Raw genomic sequence first — 21,200 nt, forward strand, 5'->3', positions numbered from 1 at the left:
CGGACCCGAACCCGCCCTCGGCCCCCGCCCCGCCCCCGGCGGGCGCCGGGGGCCCGGGGGGCGCGGGCACCCCCACCCCGACCCGCGGGGGGGGGGGGGGCGCGGGCGGGGGGGGGGCCCCCGGGGGGGGGGGCCCCGCACCGCCGGTCAGCCGGCCGGCAGCGGCCAGGCGTACGGTCCCTCCGGATCGTCCAGCCAGGCCCACTGCCGCGCCTCCCGCATCGTCACACCGAAGCGCTCCCGCTCCGGCCGCCTCTCGCGCTGCCAGAGCGAGAGCGCTTCGCGCGTGTCCAGGCTCTCCTCGGCCAGGGTCCGCAGGAAGCGGAACCCCTCGTCCTCGAAGACCTGCCGGGGGAGCCCCATCGGCCGCCCCCGGGGGCGACGGGTGGGCGTGCCGCCCCCGCGCAGCGCCACGAAGTACGCCGAGGTGGGCAGGAACCGCCCCTCCGCGTGGTCGGCGTCCCGCACCCGCAGCAGGACCAGCCCGGTCGACAGCGGGGCCAGGACGAGCGCCCCGGGGCGGCACTGGGCGAGCCAGGCGTGGGGCACCGACGGCACCGTGCAGGTGGCCACGATCCGGTCGAAGGGCGCGCGCTCCGGGCAGCCCCGTGCCCCGTCCCCGGTGATCACGACGGGCCGGTGTCCCGCGGCGGCCAGATGGGTCCGGGCGGACTCGGTGATCTCCTCGTCCAGGTCGACGGAGGTGACGTGCCCGTCCCCGAGCCGGTGGGCGAGCAGGGCCGCGTTGTACCCGGTGCCGGCGCCGATCTCCAGGACGTCGTCCCCGTCCCGGGGCTCCAGGGCCTCCAGCATCCGCGCCATCAGGGAGGGCTGGCTGGCGGAGGAGATCAGCTCCCCGTCCCTGACCCGGGTGGCCAGCGGCGCGTCCCGGTAGGCCCCGCGCAGCCAGCGGTCCCGCCGGACGGGGTCGGGATCGCCGCACCAGACGCGTTCGTAACCGCGGACGCCCGAGACGTAGTAGTAGGGGACGAACAGGTGCCGCGGCACCGCGGCGAAGGCAGCGCGCCAGGCGGGGTCGCGCAGCACGCCGTACGTCTCCATCTCCCGTACGAGTGCCCGTCGTGCCCGCTCGCCGGCCTCGGCGAAGACGTCCGGCTGTGCGCCCATGCCTCCACTCTCCTGCGCGGCGGCGTGCGGGGCGACCGTCGCGGCGGGGCGGGCTGCCGCCGGGGAGGTCCCGGACCTCCGGTCGCGGGACCGGGCATCTGAGACGATGGAACGGTGAACGAGATTCCGCGCGGCACTCTTCAGGAGCAGACCTTCTACGAGCAGGTGGGTGGCGAGGAGACCTTCCGGCGCCTCGTCCGCCGCTTCTACCAGGGAGTCGCGGAGGACCCCCTGCTGCGCCCGATGTACCCCGAGGAGGACCTCGGCCCCGCGGAGGAGCGCCTGGTGCTCTTCCTGATCCAGTACTGGGGCGGCCCCCGCACCTACAGCGACCACCGCGGCCACCCCCGGCTGCGGATGCGCCACGCGCCCTTCGCGGTGGACCGGGCGGCGCACGACGCCTGGCTGCGCCACATGCGCGACGCCGTGGACGAACTCGCCCTCGCGCCGGAGCACGAGGAGCAGCTGTGGAAGTACCTGACGTACGCGGCGGCGTCGATGGTGAACACCGCCGACTGACGCGGCGGCGACGCCCCCGCGCCGGGCACCGCGGGCCTCGCGGGTCGGAGTGACGCATTCCGGTGTCGCGGACCCGGATAACGGTCACGATCCAGTCAAGGTCACGGTGCAAGCGGTTTCCCCGGCCACCCGCCCTCTGAAAGCATCCGAGGAACGTGCGTTCGGTGCGTTCGATGCGGACCACGCGTCCGGTGGGTTCAGGGGGATGGGTGACGGGGTTCGTACTTCTGCGCGTCAGGGCGCACCGGCTGCTGCTCGCCGCGGCCTTGCTCGCCGTCCTGCTGACCACCTCCGTGCTGGCCACGCTCGCCGCCTTCTCGGGGTCCATCGGCAACGCCGCCCTCCAGAGCACGCTCCAGGGCCGGTCCGCACCCGCCGCCGCGCTGGTCGTCACCGGACAGGTGCCGGTGGCGCAGCGCGAGACCGCCGACGCGGCGGCCCGGAAGGCGGCCGGCCGGACCTTCGACGGACTGCCCGTGACCGTCCGGAAACTGGAGCGGTCCGGCCCGTACGCGCTGCCCCGGACCCTCCAGGAGCCCGCCGCCCGTCTCGGCGAGCCGGACCTCACCCACTTCGCCGCGCTCGACCGCTCGCGGCTCACCCTCGTGAAGGGCGCCTGGCCCGCCGCCGGCGCGGGCCCCGTGATCGAGGTGGCGCTGCCCGAGGAGGCCGCCGCGCGCCTGCGGACCGGACCGGGCACGGTGCTCGACCTGCCCGACCGGCTCGGCGGGAAGCCGGTGAAGGCCCGGATCACCGGCGTCTACCGGCCGGTCGATCTCAACGACCCGTACTGGCAGTTGGACCCGGCGGGCGGCCGGGGCGTGAAGACCGTCGTGTTCACCACCTACGGTCCGCTGCTCGCTGACCCCGCCGTCCTCGGCTCCGGGCGGGTCACCGTGGGCGAGACGGCGTGGCTGGCCTCGGCCGACTTCAGCGGCGTCGACACCGGCCGGATGGACGCGCTGCGCGACGCCGCCACCAGGTCGCCGGCGGCGCTCACCGCCGACACCACGTCCTTCGGCGGCGCGGTCGCCGCGCGCACCGCGCTGCCCACGGTCCTGGATCAGACCGGGCGGGCCCTGCTCGTCTCCCGCTCCACCCTGATGATCGTCGCCGTGCAGCTGGTGCTGCTCGCCGCGTACGCCCTGCTGCTCGTCGCCCGGCTGCTCTCCTCGGAGCGCTCCGGGGAGACCGAACTGCTGCGCGCCCGCGGCGGCTCGCGGCGCCGGATCGCCTCGCTCGCCGCGGTCGAGGCCCTGCTGCTCGCGCTGCCCGCGGCCGTGCTCGCGCCGCTGCTCGCCGGCCCGCTGACCCGGCTGCTCGCCGACCGCTCGGCGCTCGGCTCGCTCGGCGTGCGGATCGACGACGCGGCGGCCGGACAGGTGTGGCTGGTCGCCTTCCTGGTCGCGGTGTGCTGCGCCGCCGCCGTCGTGGCCCCGGCCCTGGCCGCCGGGGACGGGGGCGCCGTCTCGCTGCGCAAGGGCCGGGCGTCCGCCCTGCCCGGGCCGGTGCGGGCCGGCGGCGACATCGGTCTCCTCGTCGTCGCGGCCGTCGCGTACTGGCAGCTCGACCGCCAGACCGGCACGGGCGGGGGCAGCGGCGCGCTGAGTGGCGACCGCGAGGGCGACCTCGGCATCGACCCGCTGCTGGTCGCCGCGCCGGCGCTCGCGCTGCTCGCCGGCACCGTGCTGACCCTGCGCCTGCTGCCGCCCGCCGCCAAGCTCGCCGAGCGGCGCGCCGCGGGCGGGCGGGGGCTGCCCGCCGCACTCGCCGGCTGGCAGTTCAGCCGCCGTCCGCTGCGCGGTGCGGGTCCCGTGCTGCTGCTCGTCCTCGCGGTCGCGATGGGCATGCTCGCCATCGGGCAGAGCGCCTCCTGGGACCGCTCGCAGGCCGACCAGGCCGACTTCCGCACGGGCACCGCCGTCCGGGTCCTGGTCAACGGCGTCACCGATCCGGCACAGGTACGCGCGTTCACGGCCCTGCCGGCCGTCCGCTCGGTCGCCCCCGCGCACCGCGGCACCATGGACTTCGCCGGCAACCACACGGCCACCGTCCTCGCCCTCGACACCGTGCACGCCGCCGACGGCGTACTGCTGCGCGACGACCTCACGGACAGCCCGGCCACCGCGCTGCTGAGGTCGCTGGCCCCGGAGGCGGGGCCTCGCCCGGGACTCGCGCTGCCCGCCGGCGCCACCGGGCTGGCCCTGGACCTGCGGCGCACGGCCCCGCCCGGCACGCCCCCGACCCGGGTGACCGTCGTCGTGGAGGACCGGTACGGCATCCCCTACCGCCAGCTCCTCGGTCCGCTGCCGTCGGACGGCAGGACGCACCGGCTCACCCTCGACCTGCGTCCGCAGGCGGGCGTCGCCGCGGAGTCCGGCGGCGGCGCGGGAACCACCCGCCAGGCCGCCGCGAGGGCGACGGACGCCGGATCCGCCGGATCCGCCGGATCCGCCGGACAACTGACCCTGACCGGTCTGGAGCTGGACGGCCAGGTCACCCACGGCAAGGGCGGCGGCCAGACCCTCGCCGTCGCACGCCTCGCGTCCCTGCACGACGGCGCGGAGCGCCCCCTCGCCCCCGGAACGGCGCTCGGCTCGTGGACCACCGAGTACCACGAGACGTCGAACGGCGATCCGCAGAGCCCGGCCCGTCTGACGGGGCGGGCCACCGCCGACACGCCGTACGAGGTCGGCTTCCGGGCCGGCACCACCTCGCCGGCCGGCCCCTACCCCGGGCAGGAGGACTACGGCCTGCGGCTCGCCGCACCCCGGCCCGCTCCCCCGGGGACCGTGCGGGGCCTGGCCAGCGACGCGTTCCTGGCGGCGTCCGGGGCGAAGCAGGGCGACCGGGTCGAGGTGTCCCTCGGCGGCCTCAAGCTGAACGTGACGATCGCGGGCAGCGTCCGCGAGCTGCCGACCACCGGCGCCGGCGCCACGGCCCCGTCCGCGACCGCCCCCGCGGCCACGCCCGACGACGGAGGCGCGCTCCTGGTCGACCTGCACGCGGCCAACCAGTACCTCTCCCGCGTCCCCACCGCGACCCTGGCCCCCACCGAGTGGTGGCTGACGACCGCGCCCGGCCGCTCCGGCGAGGTCGCGAAGACGCTGCGCGCCCGCCCCGACGCCGATCCGGCGCAGGTCCTGGTGCGGGACGAGGCCGCCGCCGAGCTGCTCGGCGATCCGCTCGGGGCGGGACCGAACGCGGCACTGATGGCCGTGGCCGTCGCCGCGGCCGCGCTCGCCGCGGTCGGCTTCGCCGTCAGCGCCGCCGGCTCCACCCGCGAACGCTCCGCCGAGTTCGGCGTGTTGCGTGCGCTCGGCGCCCCGCGCCGCCAGCTCGCCCGGCTGATCGCCGCCGAGCAGGGCCTGCTGGTCGCCATCGGTCTGCTCGTCGGTCTGGCGCTCGGCGCGCTGCTGACCCGGGCCGTCGTCCCGCTGGTCGTCCTGACCGGCCAGGCCGCCCGGCCCGTCCCCACCGTCCTGGTCCAGCTGCCGGCCGGCCAGGTGGCCCTGCTGCTCGCCGGGGTCGCCGTACTGCCGCTGCTGATCATCTCCGCGATCGCGCTGCGCCGGACCGACCCGGTCGTGACCCTGCGCCACCAGGGGGACCAGTGACGAGCACCGCACCCGCCAGGACGCCCGACAGGAAGGCCATCGAGATGCCCCGCACGTCCACCCGGGCCGTGGCGCCCTGGGTGCGGACCCGGCTGCGGACCGCCCCCGGAGCGGCCGGCGCCTTCGCGCTGCTCGTCCTGGTGACCGCGTTCCTCGCCGCGGCCCTCCCGCGGGCCGTCGACAGCTACGAGACCGAGGGGCTGCGCCACGGCATCGCCACGGCCCCGCCCCGCACCACCGTCCTCGACATCACGACCGGCCCGCCGGCCTCCGACCTCCCGCCGGAGAGCCGCGAGGCCGCGGTTCTCCCCGAGCCGCTGGCCCGCCGACGGGCCGAGCTGGAGAAGGTGATCCCGGCCCCCCTGCGCATCGACCCCGAGCAGTCGGTCCACGGTGTGCGGACCAGCAAGCGGGTCACCGGACTCGACCGCTGGCTTCCGCAGCCGTACGGCCTGCCGCCCGAGTTCGTCCTCAGCACGCCGTCGAGCCTCGACCGGCACGTGACCGTGCGGGAGGGGCGCCTGCCCGCGACGGCGGACGGGACGAAGGGGAGCGAGGCCGCGGTCACCGCGGAGACGGCGAAGTCTCTGCACCTGAAGGTCGGTTCGGTCGTGCACCTGCCGGCCCTGTACGCCGGCCCGCCGCTCGCCCTGACCGTCACCGGCATCGTCGAACCCGTGCGTCCGCGGAGCGCCTTCTGGTCCGTCGAGCCCCTGCTGCGGACCCCGTCCTTCGCGGTGAAGCCCGGCGGCATGGACCCGCTGTACTACTGGCAGGCGGCGCTGCTCCTGCCCCCGGCCGGCGCCCCGACCCTGCTCTCGACCGCCGGGGAGCCGGAACTTTACTGGCGGTTCGCCCCCACCGCCGGTCATCTCACCGCGCAGGACGAGACGCGGCTCGGCGGGGCGATCGCCTCGCTCACCGGCGGACCCGACCTGGTGAAGGTCCGTCAGGCCGTGGGACCCACCGGCGCCGTCTCCACCGACCTCGACGAGGTCGTCGGCGCCTACGGCGGGATGCGCGCGGCGATCGCCCCCGTCGTGGCCGTGGCCGCCTTCGGCATCGGCTCGGTCGCCGCGGTCGTCCTCGCCATGACGGGCGGCCTCTTCGCGAACCGGCGCGCCGCCGAGCTGGGGCTGCTGCGCTCGCGCGGCGGCTCGCTGACCGGGATCGGCGGGCGGCTGCTGGGCGAGACCGCCGTCCTGGCGCTGCCCGCCACCGGACTGGGCCTGCTGGCCGCCACCCTGCTGCTGCCCGAGGCCCGCTTCCTGCCCGCGCTCGCCGCCGCAGGGGCCGTCGCGCTGCTCGCCTGTCTGGCCCTCCCGCTGCGCGCCGTCTTCCTGCACCGCAGGCCCCTCGTCCACGGCGGGCGCGACGACCTCGTCGACGCCCGCCCGTCCCGGGGCCGTACGGTCACCGAACTCACCCTCCTCGTCCTGGCCGCGGGCGCGGTCGCCGCCCTGCGTCGGCGCGGCACCGACGACGCCGGGGACTACCTGGTGAGCGCGGCACCGGTGCTGGTCGCGCTGATCGCCGCCCTGGTGCTCGTACGGCTGTACCCGCTGCCGCTGCGCTGGGCGGCCCGGCCCGCCCGCAGGCTGCGCGGCGCGGTCGGCTACCTGTCGCTCGCCCGGGCCGCCCGGTCCTCGGCCATCGGGGCGCTGCCCCTGCTCGCCCTGCTCGTGGCACTGACGACGGCGGCCTTCGGCGGTTCGGTGCTGGCCGGCGTCGCGGACGCCCGCGACCGGGCGGCGCTCCTGGAGACCGGCGCGGACGCGCGGATCTCCGGGGCCGCCGACGCCGTGCCACTGCCCGCCGGCCTGGCGGAGGCCGTGCGCGGCACGCCGGGGGTCCGCGACGTGACCGCCGTCCAGATCGAGTACGGCGTCTCCCTGCCGACCGGCACCGGGGAGTCGCCGGAGACGACGAGCGCCCCGCTGGTCGGGGTCGACCCGGAGTCGTACACCCGACTCGCCCGGCGGACCGGCTTCGGTCCCTTCCCCGCCGACCTGCTCGCGTCCACCGGCACCGGCGGCAAGGTCGACCACTCCCGGGTCCTGCCCGCCGTCGCCTCGCCCGCCGTCGCGGCGCGACTGGGCACGGAGCCGCGGGACATGGTGACGGCGGCCGGCGAGTTCCGGGTCCGGATCGTCGCCGTACGGGCCGCCACACCGGCCCTGTCCGGCGCCGACTTCCTGCTCGTCAACGGGGCGGACCTGACCCATCGGGCGAGCACCACGCTGCTGGCCACCGGCCCGTCGGCGGACGGCAGGGCGCTGCGGGCGGCGGTGGCGGCGAAGTCCCGCGACTTCGCGGTCGTCCTGCGCACGGAGCGGCTCGCCACGTACGTGGACTCGCCGATGCAGACCGGCGCCGAGCTGATCTACCTGACGGCGATCGGAGCGGGCGCCGGCTACGCCGTCCTCGCCGTGCTCCTCTCGCTGCTCCAGTCCTCGCCCGAGCGGGCCACGCTGCTGGCCCGGCTCCGGACGATGGGCCTGACCCGCGGGCAGGGCCGGCGGCTGCTGGGCCTGGAGGCACTGCCCCAGACCCTGCTGGCGGCGGTCGGCGGGACGCTGGTCGGCTGGGCGACCATCCTGCTGCTCGCCCCGGGCGTGGACCTGGTCCGGCTCGCCCTGTCGGCGACACCGGGGCTGGCCTCGCTCGACAGCGCGCCCCTGCGCGCGGACCCGTGGTCGCTGGTCCTCCCCGCGGTCGGCGTCGTGGTGCTGACAGGGGCGGCGGCACTGCTGCAGGCGGCGTGGGCGGCACGCAGAGGCTCGATCAAGGAACTCAGGGCAGGAGACGCACGATGACGACGACCGACACCTCGCTGGCCGAGCTGGAGCGCCGGGCGACGGCCCGTCGCGACCGTCCCTCGTACGGTCACGACGCGCTCATCGCCTGCGACCGGCTGGTGCGCATCTTCACCACCGACGGAGTGGAGGTGCAGGCCCTCCAGGGACTCGACCTCCTGGTCAAGGAGGGCGAGTTGATGGCCCTGGTGGGCGCCTCCGGCTCCGGCAAGTCGACGCTGATGAACATCCTGGCGGGCCTGGACGTGCCGACGGCGGGCGCGGCCAAGGTCGCGGGCTGCGACCTGCTCGCGATGGACGCGAAGGCCCGGCTGCGCTACCGGCGGGACGTGGTGGGCTTCGTCTGGCAGCAGACGGCGCGCAACCTGCTGCCGTACCTGACGGCCGCCCAGAACGTGGCGCTGCCGATGCAGTTGCGGGGCCGGTCGAGCCGCGCGAAGAAGACGCAGCGGGCGGAGGAGCTGCTGACCATGCTGGAGGTCGCGGACTGCCGCGACCGCCGCCCGTTCCAGATGTCCGGCGGCCAGCAGCAGCGGGTCGCGATCGCGGTCGCCCTGGCCAACTCGCCGTCCGTCCTGCTCGCGGACGAGCCGACGGGCGAACTGGACTCGGCGACGGGCGAGCAGGTCTTCGCGGCCTTCCGGCGCGCGAACGAGGAACTGGGCACGACGATCGTCATCGTCACCCACGACCAGACGGTCGCCTCCGAGGTCCGCCGCACGGTCGCGATCCGCGACGGCCGCACGTCCTCCGAGGTGCTGCGCCGCACGGAGGTCGACGAGGCGGGCCAGGAATCCCTGGTGGCACGGGAGTACGCGATGCTCGACCGGGCGGGACGGCTGCAGTTGCCGGCGGAGTACACGGAGGCGTTGCGCATGGAGCACCGCGTGATGCTGGAACTGGAGCAGGACCACATCGGGGTCTGGCCGGACGACGCGGACCGCTGAGGGCGGCACGGGCTCCGGGGCGGGGCGGGCTCCGGGCCCCGGCGGGAGGATCCGCGGCGGCGCTCAGCCGTCGAGGGCCAGCAGCCCGGCGCTGGTGGGCCGGAAGCCGCACCGCTCGTAGAACGCGGTGAGGTGCGGTTCGAAGTCGACGTGCAGCCAGTGCGCGCCGCCCTCGCGAGCGGCGTCGGCGGCGGCCCGCACGAGCGCGACGCCGAGTCCCTGCCGCCGCTCGTCGGGGTGGACGGTCGTGTCCAGCACGAAGGCGTGCGCGCCGCCGTCCCCGACGACGTTCACGTACCCCACCAGCCTGTCCCCGCGGCGCGCGGTCACCCACAGGAGGCTGCGGGCGAGGACGGGCGCGAAGTCGGTGGCCTGGTGCCCCGGCCAGGAGGCCGCGAAGAGCTCGTCGAGTTCGCCGGAGGTGAGTGCGCCCCGTACGCCCAGGACGGGGGTGCGCGTGATCGTCATGCCCGTCACTGTGCCACGGGCGGGGATCGGGGGAGCGGACGGTCAGTGGCCGTGCGGCCGGGCCGTCGGGGTGACCGAGAGGGCCGGGGCGACCGTACGGAGCGCGATCGACCCGTAGGGGGTGCGCAGGCGGAGCCAGGGCCCGGCGGCGAGCAGCGCGACGGGCACGTCCGGCACGGGCGGCAGGAAGCCGAGCGACTGCGCGGCGTGCACGCCTCGCAGCGGAAGACCGGTGCCCGCCACCGTCCGCGACCAGATCTCGCGGCCGATGCGGTCCCGCTCGGCCCGCGTCCGCCGCTCCTGCGGCAGCTCCTCGTCCCGCGCCCGGAACTCGGCGACGGCGGCGGCCACCGCGGCACGCAGCTCCGCCGCGTCCGGCACTCCGGCCACCGGCTCCCAGCCGCCGCGCGGGGGCAGGACCCCCGCCCACGGCGGTCCGGTGACGGCGTCCGGGACGACGGCCTTGCCGGCCGACTCCTCGATGCCTTCGAGGAGTTCACCGGCGGAGACGGTGACGTCCAGATCGACCGCGTCGACGAGCCGCGCGGTCCGGATGGCCAGCACCTCGAACGACGGCGGCCTGCCGAAGACGGCCAGCGCCCCGCCGCCCGCCTGGAGGCGGACGGCGGCGGCCCGGTCGTAGCGGAGCAGCCGGCCCAGGAAGGCGGCGAGGTCGGCCGCCTCCCTGGCGTCGTCGAAGTGCAGTGGCGCGATCATGCGGCGGACGTCATCCCGTCGTCCATGTACTCCTCGAGGAACATGCGCTCCTCGGCGGAGATGCGGCGCGGCCGCTGCGCGGCCAGGTCGAACGGCACGACGACCGTGGAGGCCCGGACGTACACCGTCTCGGGGTCCTTGATCTCGTACGCGATCGTCAGCGACGCCGCACCCATCTTCGTCACCCACGACTCGATGGTGACCGGCTCGTGCCGGTGCACCAGGGGCCGTATGTAGTCGATCTCGTGGCGGGCCACGACGGACCCGCCCGAGAAGGACGGAGAGCCGTCCCCGGGCGCCAGCCGGAACATGAAGTCGATCCGCGCCTCTTCCAGGTACCGCAGGAAGACGACGTTGTTGACGTGCCCGAAGGCGTCCATGTCCGACCAGCGCAGGGGGCAGCTGTAGATGTGCCTCGTCACAGACCTCAGCCTCGGGTCAGCTTCTTGTACGTGGCACGGTGCGGACGAGCCGCGTCCGGGCCGAGACGCTCGATCTTGTTCTTCTCGTAGGACTCGAAGTTGCCCTCGAACCAGAACCACTTCGAGTCGCCCTCGTACGCCAGGATGTGCGTGGCGACCCGGTCCAGGAACCAGCGGTCGTGGGAGACGACCACGGCCGCACCCGGGAACTCCAGGAGCGCGTTCTCCAGCGAGGAGAGGGTCTCGACGTCGAGGTCGTTCGTCGGCTCGTCGAGGAGGAGCAGGTTGCCGCCCTGCTTGAGGGTGAGCGCGAGGTTGAGGCGGTTGCGCTCACCGCCCGAGAGGACGCCGGCCGGCTTCTGCTGGTCCGGGCCCTTGAAGCCGAAGGCGGAGACGTAGGCGCGCGACGGCATCTCGACGTGGCCGACGTTGATGTAGTCCAGCTCGTCGGAGACGACGGCCCACAGCGTCTTCTTCGGGTCGATGTTGGCGCGGCTCTGGTCGACGTACGAGATCTTGACGGTCTCGCCGACCTTGATGGAGCCGCTGTCCGGGGTCTCCAGACCCTGGAGCATCTTGAAGAGCGTGGTCTTGCCGGCGCCGTTCGGGCCGATGACGCCGACGATGCCGTTACGGGGCAGCGTGAAGGACAGGTCGTCGATGAGGACCTTCTCGCCGAAGGCCTTGGAGAGGTTCTCGACCTCGACGACGATGGAGCCCAGACGCGGGCCCGGCGGGATCTGGATCTCCTCGAAGTCCAGCTTCCGCATCTTGTCGGCCTCGGCCGCCATCTCCTCGTAACGGGCGAGACGGGCCTTCGACTTGGCCTGGCGGCCCTTGGCGTTGGAGCGGACCCACTCCAGCTCCTCCTTCAGACGCTTCGCACGCTTGGCGTCCTTCTGGCCCTCGACCTTGAGGCGGGTCGCCTTGGTGTCGAGGTAGGTGGAGTAGTTGCCCTCGTAGGGGTGGGCGCGACCGCGGTCGAGCTCGAGGATCCACTCGGCGACGTTGTCGAGGAAGTACCGGTCGTGGGTGACGGCGACGACGGTGCCGGGGTACTTGGCGAGGTGCTGCTCCAGCCACTGCACGGACTCGGCGTCCAGGTGGTTGGTGGGCTCGTCGAGGAGCAGCAGGTCGGGCGCCTCGAGGAGCAGCTTGCAGAGCGCGACGCGGCGCTTCTCACCACCGGAGAGGTTGGTGACGGCCCAGTCGCCGGGCGGGCAGCCCAGCGCGTCCATGGCCTGCTCGAGCTGCGCGTCGAGGTCCCAGGCGTTGGCGTGGTCCAGGTCCTCCTGGAGCTTGCCCATCTCCTCCATCAGCGCGTCCGAGTAGTCGGTCGCCATGAGCTCCGCGACCTCGTTGAAGCGCTTCAGCTTCCCCATGGTCTCGGCGGCGCCGTCCTGGACGTTCTCGAGGACCGTCTTCGACTCGTCGAGCGGGGGCTCCTGGAGGAGCATGCCGACGGTGAAGCCCGGGGACAGGAACGCGTCGCCGTTGGACGGCTGCTCCAGTCCGGCCATGATCTTGAGGACGGTGGACTTACCGGCACCGTTAGGGCCGACCACACCGATCTTCGCACCGGGCAGGAAGCTCAGCGTCACGTCATCGAGGATGACCTTGTCGCCGTGCGCCTTGCGCGCTTTGCGCATCGTGTAGATGTACTCAGCCAAGAGAAACCGTCCGGCAAAGAGTGAGTGGGCAGATACACCCCATCTTGCCTGACCGCCACCCCCGGGAGCGAACCAGTACCTGCCCCGACCCCTGACCTGCGGCTTCTCCGGTCACCCCGGTAGCCGCCCGGTCACTGCCGGTCGCCGCGGACCGCCTCCGCCCTTTCGTACGGCCCGCGGACGGCCCGGGCACCGCGCGCCGGAGCGGGCGGAACCGGCCGTCCGGCCACCCGCTGCGGGTCGGGGCCGCCCGGCCGGCCTCGGTGGCCGGGGCCGGGACCGCCCGGCCGGGCCCGTCGGTCGCCGAGGCGCGCTCCCCCGTCCCGCCCGCTCCCGATCGCCCGGTCGGCGCCGGCCGGCGCCCCGGCGCACCCCCGGTCCGGCGGCGGCCCCTACCCCGTTCGTACCCGTCGGGGTCGCGCGGTCCGTGCGGCTGTGGCGTCACCGCTACCTGCGGCGACGAGGGCGGAGGAGACGATCTTGCGGCCGAGCGGGTGACCCGGGCCCCCGGCTCTCGCGTTGCGAGGGCCGGGGGCCGGATATTGCCTCGTGCTCGGAGCACAGCACAGGCGCCGCGCACCCGGGCCGGCCGAGAACGCTCCGTAGAAGGAGAGAAGCATGCGTCTCGCACACGCACGTCATACCGGTCTCCAGGTCGCCCTGGTCGTGGGCGCCCTCGCCCTGTCCGCCCCCGCCGCCGTCGCCGCGGCGGGGGACGGGAGCGGGGACGTCCGCATCAGCCCCCGGAAGGCCGCTCCGGGCAGCACCGTCACCGTCAGCACCACCGCCTGCGGCAAGGAGACGTACGGCAAGGGCGAGTCGGAGGCGGGCGGGAAGTTCCACCTCTTCGCCGGTGACCGGAAGGGCGTGCTGGTGGGCGAGTTCACGCTGCCGGCCGACGCCCCCTCGGGGACCGACACCGTGACGCTCAAGTGCCCGCCGCGCATCAAGCTGACCGCCACGTACCAGATCTCCGGCCGCCCCAACGGCGCCGTCGACGCCGGCTTCGGCGGGGACGCCTCGAAGGGGACGCAGCTCGCCGTGGGCGGGCTGCTGCTCGCCGGAGCGGTGACCGGCGGGGTGATCCGCATGCGCCGGCGGTCCGCGGGCTCCGGCATCGCGGCCTGACGCCTCGTCCGCCGCCCGGCCTCCGGTGTCCCGTCCCCCCGGGCGGACGCCGGAGGCCGGTGTCCCCACGGGCCTCCGGCCCGCCGTCGAGCAAAGGCGCCACCACGATGGAAAGAGGCCGCAGGAAGCGCCGTGGCGACACCGCGCGGCGCTGTGTCCCCTCGTTCAAGACGCTCGCCTGGACCGGACTCCTCGGCTCCCTGCTGCTGGCCAACGCGCTGCGCGGGACCGAGCCTCCGCAGCCCACGGCGACGCAGACCCGCCCGGCCGCGCGGCCCGCTCCCCCGGCCGCCCCGCGGCTCCTCCCGGACCCGCTGCCGCCGTCCGACCCGGTGCGGATCGCGATCCCGGCCGTCGCGATCGACGCTCCCCTGACCAGGCTGGGACTGGACGCGGCGGGCACGCTGCTGCCGCCGCCCCTGACGAAGCCCGACCTGGCCGGGTGGTACGCCGACGGAACGTCACCCGGCGCCGCGGGAACGGCCGTCGTGACCGGCCACGTGGACACCCCGAAGGGCCCGGCCGTCTTCTACCGGCTGGGCGCCCTGACACCGGGCGCCCAGGTCTCGGTCGTACGCAAGGACGGGCGCACGGCCCGCTTCACGGTCGACGCGGTGGAGGTCTACGCGAAGAACCGCTTCCCCGACAAGAAGGTCTACGGCGGGTCCGGCGGCCCGGAGCTGCGCCTGATCACGTGCGGCGGGGCCTGGTCCGAGAAGACCGGCTACCAGGCCAACACCGTCGTCTACGCGAGCCTGACCTCGGTGACGTAGGACCTGTCCGGTCCTCGCCACGACGGCCGGTCGCGGCCAGGCCCCGCCACCCCGACCCGCGCCGGTGGCGGCACGGCACGCCCCGGTCCGGAAACGGCGACGGCCCCGGTGCGCGTGATGCGCACCGGGGCCGTCGGTGACGAGGGCCGAACCCTCGTCACCTGCCGTTCAGCGGGGTACTACTGGCCCATGGCCTTCTTGCGGCGGAGGAAGAACACCGCGCCGCCACCGAGCACCACGAGGACGACGGCGATGCCGGCGATCATCGGGGTGGCGTTGGAGCTACCGGTCTCGGCGAGGTCGCCACCGGTGGTGTTGCCCGTGGTGGAGCCGCCGGCCGTGGCCGGGGAGGGAGACGTCGAGGGGGTCTCGGACGGCAGCGGGCCGGGGGTGGCCGTCTTGCAGTCCAGAACGCCCTTGAAGTTCTTCTCGAAGCCGTTCGGGCCGGTGATCGTGAAGTCGTACGCCTGGTCCTCGGCGACCGGGATCGTCACGGTCTCCGACTTGCCGGCGGCGATCGTGTACTTCTTGCCCTGCAGCTCGAAGGCGAAGTCCTCGTCGCCCTCGTTGGAGGCCGTGATGTCCAGGCCGCCCTTGGCGCAGTTCTTCTCGGCCGAGACGGCCGGGATCGGGCCCTTCTTCGCCCAGGTCGCGGAGGCCTTGGCGGAGACGGTGGAGGTGCTGGTGCCGGCCAGGATCAGGGTCTGGCTCTTGACGCGGGTGCTGACGAACGCGCGGCCGATCGGGACCGTGGTGTCGGCCTTCACGTCGATCTCGGCGGCGCCGTCGGCGGTGCCGGCCGGGACGTCGAGGAAGAGCTGGGCGCCGTTGGCGGCCTCGGTGACGACCTTGCCGTCCTTGTCGACGATCTTCACGCCGGCCGCGGCACCCGGGGCGAGGGAGACCGAGGCCTTCTCCGCGTTGGTGCTGACCGTGATCGGGCCGAGGCGCTCACCGGCCTTGCCGGCGACCGAGGAGGGGCTCAGGCTGAGGGACGCCTTCGGCTCCTCCAGGTTCTTCGCCTCCTTCTCCAGGTACTCCGTCAGCTTCTTGGCTTCCTTGTTGACCGGCATGGCCTCGACGTTGTCCGAGAAGTGCCAGATCGCGGCCTGCGTGGCGGCGGCGGCGGTCTTCTCGGTCAGCTTCTTGGCGCCGACCTTGCTGGCCAGCGCGGCCAGGTCGTTCACCTGCGGGTAGGAGTTCTGCAGGATCCAGCGGATCTTGCCGGCGTCCTGGTTGTCGTGCAGGGAGGACTGGTCCCAGCCGACCTCCTTGTACTCCTCGCCCGTCTTGGCGCCGGTGTACAGGTCGATGCAGTAGGTCTGGATCGTCCCACCCGGCGTGACCTTCATTTCGAAGAGTCCCGCCGAGATGCCCTTCTCGCGACCCTTGATCTTGACCGTGTCATAGATCTTCAGGTCACCGAGCGTGGCCGTGGCGCCGCCGGTGCCCTGCGGGGCCTCGTCGGCCACCGCCGGTCCAGCGACGGCTATCGCACCGGCCGCGACGAGGCCGGTGACGGCGGTCGCAGCGGCAAGGCGGGCAAGGCCGCGCCTCCGAACAGAAAACATGGATTTCCCCTCCGGGCGAGCTGCTCCGCGTCATGGTCGAGACACGTGGGGGGAGCACTTCGCCGCAGACTCACAGACCCGATTACTCAAGTGACGCATGAGTATCCGGGAATCCTAGGGATGGGGGAGGCCCGAGTGCCCGTTCGTACGGTCTGATAACCATTCCGACTCATAATCGTTATCAGAGGGGCCTGTTACCCGGAGATCGCAGGTCAACGTATCGACAAATCGCCGACAACTCGGGCTCAGAGGACGGCCTCCAGGGCCTGTGGTTCCCGGTCCGGCCGGACCGGCGAGGCGGGAACGATGTCCTCTCCTCGTTCCCTCGGCCGCGGTTCGGCCGTCACCGTCCGTCTGAACGCCGCCGTGCCGCGCGTCAGATCGTGGCCCGCCGCCACCGCCTCGACGTCCACGAACACGCGGCGCTGCCCCTCCCGCTCCTCCTCACGCACCTTCAGCCGGCCGTGCACCAGCAGAGGTTCGCCGACGGAGACCGACGCCGCGAGATGCGCGCCGAGGGTCCGCCAGGCGAAGACCGTGTAGAAGCTGGTGTGCCCGTCGGACCAGGTGCCCCGCTCCCGGTCCCAGCGACGCGCCGTGACCGCGAAGCGGAACCTCGCCACTCCGCCCGCCGCGGTGTCCCGGTACTCCACCGCCGTCGCCACGTTCCCGACGAGCGTGACCATCGTGTCGTTCACGACCCCTCCCCCGTGTCCCTGCCGCCCCGGACCCCGTCGCCCCCACGGCTGTCCCCATGCTGGACCCGTCGCGAGAAAGCCGCTGCCGGCTGTGCACAGCCCGGCACTTGTGGACAAACCCGTCACGCTTCCGGGGGATGGACCCGGCAACGAGCCCTGCGCGGAGACCTTCTGGGCAGGGTCGGGCCGTCACCTCAGGCGTGCGCCCCGGCGGGTCGACCCCAGCCGCGAACCGGCGGTGATCCGAGCGCCCGCCCGCGTCCCCGACACCGTCACGTACTGCTCGCGCACCTCCCGGTAGCGCATCAGCTCGGCCGAGACCGGGTCCAGCACCCGTGCCCGCCCGCAGGCGCCGGCCGCCTCCCGCAGCGTGCGCTCGGCCTCCTGCCCGTAGCGCCGGGCCGGACCCTTGACCGCCGCCGCGCACGCCCACTCCACCAGCGGCCCGCCGACGATGCCGCCGACCATGATCAGCACGGGCGGCAGCAGCCCCGGCTCGACGACACCGACGATCTGTCCGACCAGCCACAGCGCGCCGAAGATCTGAAGGAACGTCATCAGCACCTGCGCCAGCACGGCGGCCGGCCACCAGGCGGGCCGCGGCGGACGCGCGGCCGGGTCCCCGACGCTCGCCGTCAGCTCGTCCAGCGCCTCGGGCAGACCCTCGGCCCCGCGCACGGCCGCCTCGCGGACCGCCTGCGCCCAGGGCACCGGCAGCCCGCGTGAGGCCTCGTCGGCCACGACCCGCACCGCCTGCTCCACCCGCTGGCGCGCCGTCAGCTCCTCCTCGGCCGGCGTCTCGGGAGGCGGCACGGCGCTGCCGTGCTCGCGCACCCGCTCGTACCAGCGGTACAACCGCAGCCAGGGCGTGCCGCAGGCGCGGATGGCGTTGCGGCGCCAGACGCGTTCGGCGGCCTCGCCGGCCGCCGAGGCGCCCACGGCGACCGCGAGCCGGCCGGCGAAGTCCTCCCGCGCTCGCTCCCCCAGGCCGGTCTGGCCGTCGGCGACGTACACCGAGCGGAGCCGTGCCGCCGCGGCGTCGACGTCGGCCGACAGCCGCCGGGCGGGCGCGGTGCGCTCCTGGACGAAGCGGCCGAGCAGTTCGCGCAGTTCGCCGACCCCCTCGCCGGTGAGGGCGGAGAGCGCCAGGACGGTCGCGCCGGGCTCGCCGTGCTCGCCGAGCGCCATGCCGTCCTCGTCGAGGAGGCGGCGCAGATCGTCCAGGACCAGGTCGGCCGCCTCGATGCCCAGCCGGTCGATCTGGTTGAGGACGACGAAGGAGACCTCGGCGTGGCCCGCGAGCGGACGCAGGTAGCGCTCGTGCAGGGCGGCGTCGGCGTACTTCTCCGGGTCGACGACCCAGATCACGGCGTCGACCAGGCCGAGCACCCGGTCGACCTGGTCCCGGTGGGCCGTGACGGCCGAGTCGTGGTCGGGCAGGTCGATGAGGACGAGCCCCTGCAGCTCCTCGTCACCGGCACCGCCCGCGAGCGGCCGGCGGCGCAGCCGGCCGGGGACCGCGAGCCGGTCCAGGAGCCCCGCGGACCCCTCCGACCAACTGAGCGCGATGGGCGCGGAGGTGGTCGGGCGGCGCAGGCCGGTCTCGGACACCGGGACGCCCGCGAGGGCGTTGAAGAGGGTCGACTTGCCGCTGCCCGTGGCGCCCGCGATGGCGACGACCGTGTGCCGCGAGGACAGCCGCTGGCGGGCGGCCGCCTCGTCGAGCACCCGGCCGGCCTCGGCGAGGGTGTCGGTCTCCAGCCGGGTGCGGGAGAGGCCCACGAGCTCGTGCAGGGCGTCGAGGCGGGTACGCAGGGGGCCTCCGTACGTGCCGCCGAGGGCCGGCAGGTTGTCCTCCGGCGCGTCGGCGTCCCGCTCCGTCTCGTGGGGGAGGAGCGGATGACCGGCCCGTTCGGCCGCCCGCCGCGCGATCAGCCCGTCGTCCCAGCGGTCGTCCACCGTGCTGCTGCTCACCGGTCCTCACTTCTCCTTCTGCAGTACGGAGAGCGCGGCGATCAGCGCCGCCTGCGGCTCGGGGGTCACGTCGAGGGCTTCCAGTGGAGCGATGCGCAGGTCGCGTTCGGCGTGCAGGGCGCCGTCGAGACACGCGACGACGAGCTCGCCACCCTTGTCGCGCAGGCGCAGGGCGGTCTGCGCGCCGAGGAGCTCGGCGAGCCGTTCGCCGGCGGCGCGGGTGCGGCGGCCGCCCAGGAGCACGGCGGCGAGCAGGGCGGCGACGGTGTCCGCGTCGGGGGCGACGGTACGTGCGGGAGTGGTGCGGTCGGTGGCGCGCAGCTCGTCCTCCACCAGCTCTTCGAGGACCCGGCGCCAGCGGCGTACCGCGATGCCGATCCGCTCGCCCGCCTCACGGTCCGACGCGGCGGATCCGGAGTGGCCGGGGTGGGCGCCGAGGGCACCCGCGGCGGGCTCGCGCCGCCAGGCGTCCCGTACCCGCTCCTCGGCCGCGGCGACCGCGCACTGCACCAGGGCGCCGAGTGATTCGACGAGGGCGTCGAGGAGCTCGTCGGCGGAGCTGTCCCGGGGATAGCCGCGCCAGCGGGTCCGGGCGTCGCCCGCGAGGACGGAACCTCGGCGGAGCTGCTTCCGTACGCGCTCGGCCTGCTCCTGGTACGCGGCCTCGACCGCGCCGCCGAGCCGTACGGCGGCGGCGTACTGGGCGGCGACCGCGCCGGCCAGTTCGGGCATGCGGGAGTCGAGGGAGTCGATGACCCCGGCCGCGGTACGGCTGACGGCCTGCTGGCGGGCGGCGGGGTCCAGGGCCCGGTGGGCGAGCCAGGCGCGCAGCGGGGCGACGGCGGTGTCGGGCAGCAGGCCGCTCCCGCCGCCGGTCGACTCCGGCAGCTCGGGGATGGTGAACCGGGGCACCTCCCCGAGGCCGGCCTTGTCGAGGAGTGCCTCGTACTGGCGGGAGACCTCCCCGATGACCTGATGGGGCACCCGGTCGAGGACGGTGACGAGGGAGGCGTCGTACTCCTTGGCGGTACGGAGCAGATGCCAGGGCACCGCGTCGGCGTACCGGGAGGCGGTCGTCACCATCACCCAGATGTCTGCGGCGCACATCAACTCGGCGGCGAGCAGCCGGTTCTCGACGACGAGTGAGTCGATGTCCGGCGCGTCGAGCAGCGCGAGGCCGCGGGGCAGGGCGGAGGAGGTCTCGACGCGCAGCGCGTTGTCCTCCGGGGGCTCCTCGGCCGCGTCGTCGTCCTGCTGGGGCAGCCAGACGCGGGTGAGCTGCGGCAGGACCCGCAGACCGGCGAACCAGTGGTGGTCGTCGGGGTGGCAGACCAGCACGGGCGTGCGCGTGGTCGGCCGGAGCACCCCCGCCTCGCTGACGCGCCGCCCCACAAGGGAGTTGACGAGGGTGGACTTCCCCGCCCCGGTGGACCCGCCGACGACGGCGAGGAGCGGGGCGTCGGGATCCTTGAGCCGGGGGACCAGGTAGTCGTCGAGCTGGGCGAGCAGCTCGACCCGGGTCTGGCGGGCGCGTGGGGCGCCTGGGAGAGGGAGGGGTAGACGCACGGCGGCGACACAGTCGCGCAGAGCGGAGAGTGCGTCGATCAGCTGAGGCCGTTCGTCCAAGGTCACCACATGCGAAGAATGCCCAATTTTGGAGCCTTTTTGAAGCGTATAGCGGTCCTACGCGCCGACCGAACGGCTGATGACGCGAGGCTCAGGCATAACGAGTGCACAACACCCGGGCCGAGTGGCGCAAAAAGCGCTGCGGGAATCGCACCTGCCTGCGATTATCGTTCCGCTTCACCGAACCTCCACATCGTGCCACGCAGGTGAAGCAACCGGGCCAAGGCGAACAGAGCCCTATCCTTGTCCCGGCAAGGCCACGCCCCACCCACCAGGGGGCTGCGGCCGCCCGGCCACCAACCGGCCCCCGTAGCTCAGTGGATAGAGCAGGTGCCTTCTAAGCACTTGGCCGCAGGTTCGAGTCCTGCCGGGGGCGCAAGATCGGGACCCTCCTTCGGGAGGGTCTTTTTGCTGGTCAGGGGCGGTGTCCGGTGATCGTGGCAGGTGCCGGACACACCCCCTGACAGGCAAGGGACGTGTCCGGCTGGCCCCGGCTACGGATCAGGAAGTTGCGTCCTCCGCCAGCCCTTCGAGCTGGGTAGCGCTGTTCAGGGTGTCGGGGTGGTCCTCGCCCAGCACCCGCCGTCGGCGGTTCAGCGTGTCCTCGGCCAGGGCGTGCGCGGCTTCCTTCTCCCCGAGCGCGCCCAGCCGGATGGACAGGTTGTGGGCGCTGGTCAGGGTGTCGGGGTGGTCCTCGCCCAGCACCCGCCGACGACGGGCCAACGTGTCCTCCTCCAAGGCGCGAGCAGCTTCGTCCTCCCCCAGCGCAGCCAGCCAGACGGCGAAGTTGTGGGCGCTGCGCAGCGTGTCGGGGTGGTCCTCACCCAGCACCCGCCGACGACGAGCCAACGTGTCCTCCTCCAAGGCGCGAGCAGCTTCGTCATCCCCCAGCTCAGACAGCCAGATGGCGAGGTTGTGAGCGCTGCTCAGGGTGTCGGGGTGGTCCTCACCCAGCACCCGCCGCTGCCTGGTCAACGTGTCCTCGGCCAGGGCGCGTGCGGCTTCGTCCTCCCCGAGCGCGCCCAGCCGGATGGACAGGTTGAGGGCGCTGGTCAGGGTGTCGGGGTGGTCCTCACCTCGCGCCTTCCGCTGCCTGGCCAGTGTGTCCTCGGCCAGGGCGCGTCGT

Annotated in this window: 16 protein-coding genes and 1 tRNA gene; 7 read left to right on the top strand and 10 right to left on the bottom strand. The window is 74.3% G+C overall.

Annotated elements, in window-relative coordinates; all coding sequences use genetic code 11:
* Window positions 1-147: 147 nt before the first annotated feature.
* On the bottom strand, window positions 148-1,128 hold the full coding sequence (locus tag ACGFZF_RS29040) for a methyltransferase domain-containing protein (RefSeq protein WP_393558915.1): 981 nt from the start codon (window positions 1,126-1,128) through the stop codon (window positions 148-150).
* Window positions 1,129-1,242: 114 nt separating this feature from the next.
* Here ACGFZF_RS29040 and ACGFZF_RS29045 point away from each other — a divergent pair, with 114 nt between their 5' ends.
* The 4 genes from ACGFZF_RS29045 to ACGFZF_RS29060 all read left to right on the top strand — a co-directional run bounded on the left by ACGFZF_RS29045 (window position 1,243) and on the right by ACGFZF_RS29060 (window position 9,027).
* Window positions 1,243-1,647: a globin gene (locus ACGFZF_RS29045; RefSeq protein WP_356598884.1), complete on the top strand. Its 405-nt coding sequence runs from the start codon at window positions 1,243-1,245 to the stop codon at window positions 1,645-1,647.
* Between the two features lie 209 nt (window positions 1,648-1,856).
* Window positions 1,857-5,264, top strand: a complete 3,408-nt coding sequence (locus ACGFZF_RS29050; RefSeq protein WP_393558917.1) for an FtsX-like permease family protein — start codon at window positions 1,857-1,859, stop codon at window positions 5,262-5,264.
* Between the two features lie 44 nt (window positions 5,265-5,308).
* Window positions 5,309-8,080: an FtsX-like permease family protein gene (locus tag ACGFZF_RS29055; RefSeq protein ID WP_393559320.1), complete on the top strand. Its 2,772-nt coding sequence runs from the start codon at window positions 5,309-5,311 to the stop codon at window positions 8,078-8,080.
* On the top strand, window positions 8,077-9,027 hold the full coding sequence (locus tag ACGFZF_RS29060; RefSeq protein WP_393558919.1) for an ABC transporter ATP-binding protein: 951 nt from the start codon (window positions 8,077-8,079) through the stop codon (window positions 9,025-9,027). The genes ACGFZF_RS29055 and ACGFZF_RS29060 overlap by 4 nt, the downstream gene beginning before the upstream one ends.
* 63 nt (window positions 9,028-9,090) lie before the next feature.
* On the opposite strand, the gene ACGFZF_RS29065 is transcribed toward ACGFZF_RS29060, so the two are convergent.
* From ACGFZF_RS29065 to ettA, 4 genes are read right to left on the bottom strand one after another with little or no spacing between them, the layout of a single operon-like run.
* Window positions 9,091-9,495, bottom strand: coding sequence for a GNAT family N-acetyltransferase (locus tag ACGFZF_RS29065; RefSeq protein ID WP_393558921.1), 405 nt, complete (start codon window positions 9,493-9,495; stop codon window positions 9,091-9,093).
* A 42-nt stretch (window positions 9,496-9,537) separates the two neighbouring features.
* Window positions 9,538-10,212 carry a hypothetical protein gene (locus ACGFZF_RS29070; protein WP_393558923.1) on the bottom strand — a complete coding sequence of 225 codons (675 nt, stop codon included), beginning with the start codon at window positions 10,210-10,212 and terminating at the stop codon, window positions 9,538-9,540.
* Window positions 10,209-10,634 (bottom strand): acyl-CoA thioesterase, encoded by a 426-nt coding sequence (locus tag ACGFZF_RS29075; RefSeq protein ID WP_393558925.1) that lies wholly within the window; start codon window positions 10,632-10,634, stop codon window positions 10,209-10,211. Before ACGFZF_RS29075 ends, ACGFZF_RS29070 begins: the two co-directional genes overlap by 4 nt.
* Window positions 10,635-10,639: 5 nt before the next feature.
* Entirely contained in the window at window positions 10,640-12,304 is a 1,665-nt protein-coding gene (gene ettA, locus ACGFZF_RS29080; protein WP_147978066.1) for an energy-dependent translational throttle protein EttA, read from the bottom strand.
* 618 nt (window positions 12,305-12,922) lie between these two features.
* Between ettA and ACGFZF_RS29085 the strand changes: the two genes are divergently transcribed.
* Window positions 12,923-13,432, top strand: coding sequence for a sortase (locus ACGFZF_RS29085; RefSeq protein WP_393558928.1), 510 nt, complete (start codon window positions 12,923-12,925; stop codon window positions 13,430-13,432).
* Between the two features lie 107 nt (window positions 13,433-13,539).
* Window positions 13,540-14,205, top strand: coding sequence for a class F sortase (locus ACGFZF_RS29090; protein WP_393558929.1), 666 nt, complete (start codon window positions 13,540-13,542; stop codon window positions 14,203-14,205).
* A 179-nt stretch (window positions 14,206-14,384) separates the two neighbouring features.
* On the opposite strand, the gene ACGFZF_RS29095 is transcribed toward ACGFZF_RS29090, so the two are convergent.
* The 4 genes from ACGFZF_RS29095 to ACGFZF_RS29110 form a co-directional block, all read right to left on the bottom strand.
* Window positions 14,385-15,776 carry a Cys-Gln thioester bond-forming surface protein gene (locus ACGFZF_RS29095; RefSeq protein WP_393558931.1) on the bottom strand — a complete coding sequence of 464 codons (1,392 nt, stop codon included), beginning with the start codon at window positions 15,774-15,776 and terminating at the stop codon, window positions 14,385-14,387.
* Between the two features lie 245 nt (window positions 15,777-16,021).
* Entirely contained in the window at window positions 16,022-16,474 is a 453-nt protein-coding gene (locus ACGFZF_RS29100) for a single-stranded DNA-binding protein (RefSeq protein WP_393558933.1), read from the bottom strand.
* A 189-nt stretch (window positions 16,475-16,663) separates the two neighbouring features.
* Window positions 16,664-18,448, bottom strand: coding sequence for a GTPase (locus tag ACGFZF_RS29105; protein ID WP_393558934.1), 1,785 nt, complete (start codon window positions 18,446-18,448; stop codon window positions 16,664-16,666).
* 6 nt (window positions 18,449-18,454) lie between these two features.
* Window positions 18,455-20,074: a dynamin family protein gene (locus tag ACGFZF_RS29110; RefSeq protein ID WP_393558936.1), complete on the bottom strand. Its 1,620-nt coding sequence runs from the start codon at window positions 20,072-20,074 to the stop codon at window positions 18,455-18,457.
* A 303-nt stretch (window positions 20,075-20,377) separates the two neighbouring features.
* Here ACGFZF_RS29110 and ACGFZF_RS29115 point away from each other — a divergent pair.
* Window positions 20,378-20,450 (top strand) — tRNA-Arg (locus tag ACGFZF_RS29115).
* Between the two features lie 125 nt (window positions 20,451-20,575).
* Here the strand turns inward: ACGFZF_RS29115 and ACGFZF_RS29120 are convergent.
* Window positions 20,576-21,200: tetratricopeptide repeat protein (locus tag ACGFZF_RS29120; RefSeq protein WP_393558938.1), on the bottom strand; the 625-nt coding region annotated here is incomplete at its 5' end.

Origin of the sequence: Streptomyces sp. NPDC048338 (assembly GCF_043201055.1) — a bacterium.
Lineage (GTDB): Bacteria > Actinomycetota > Actinomycetes > Streptomycetales > Streptomycetaceae > Streptomyces.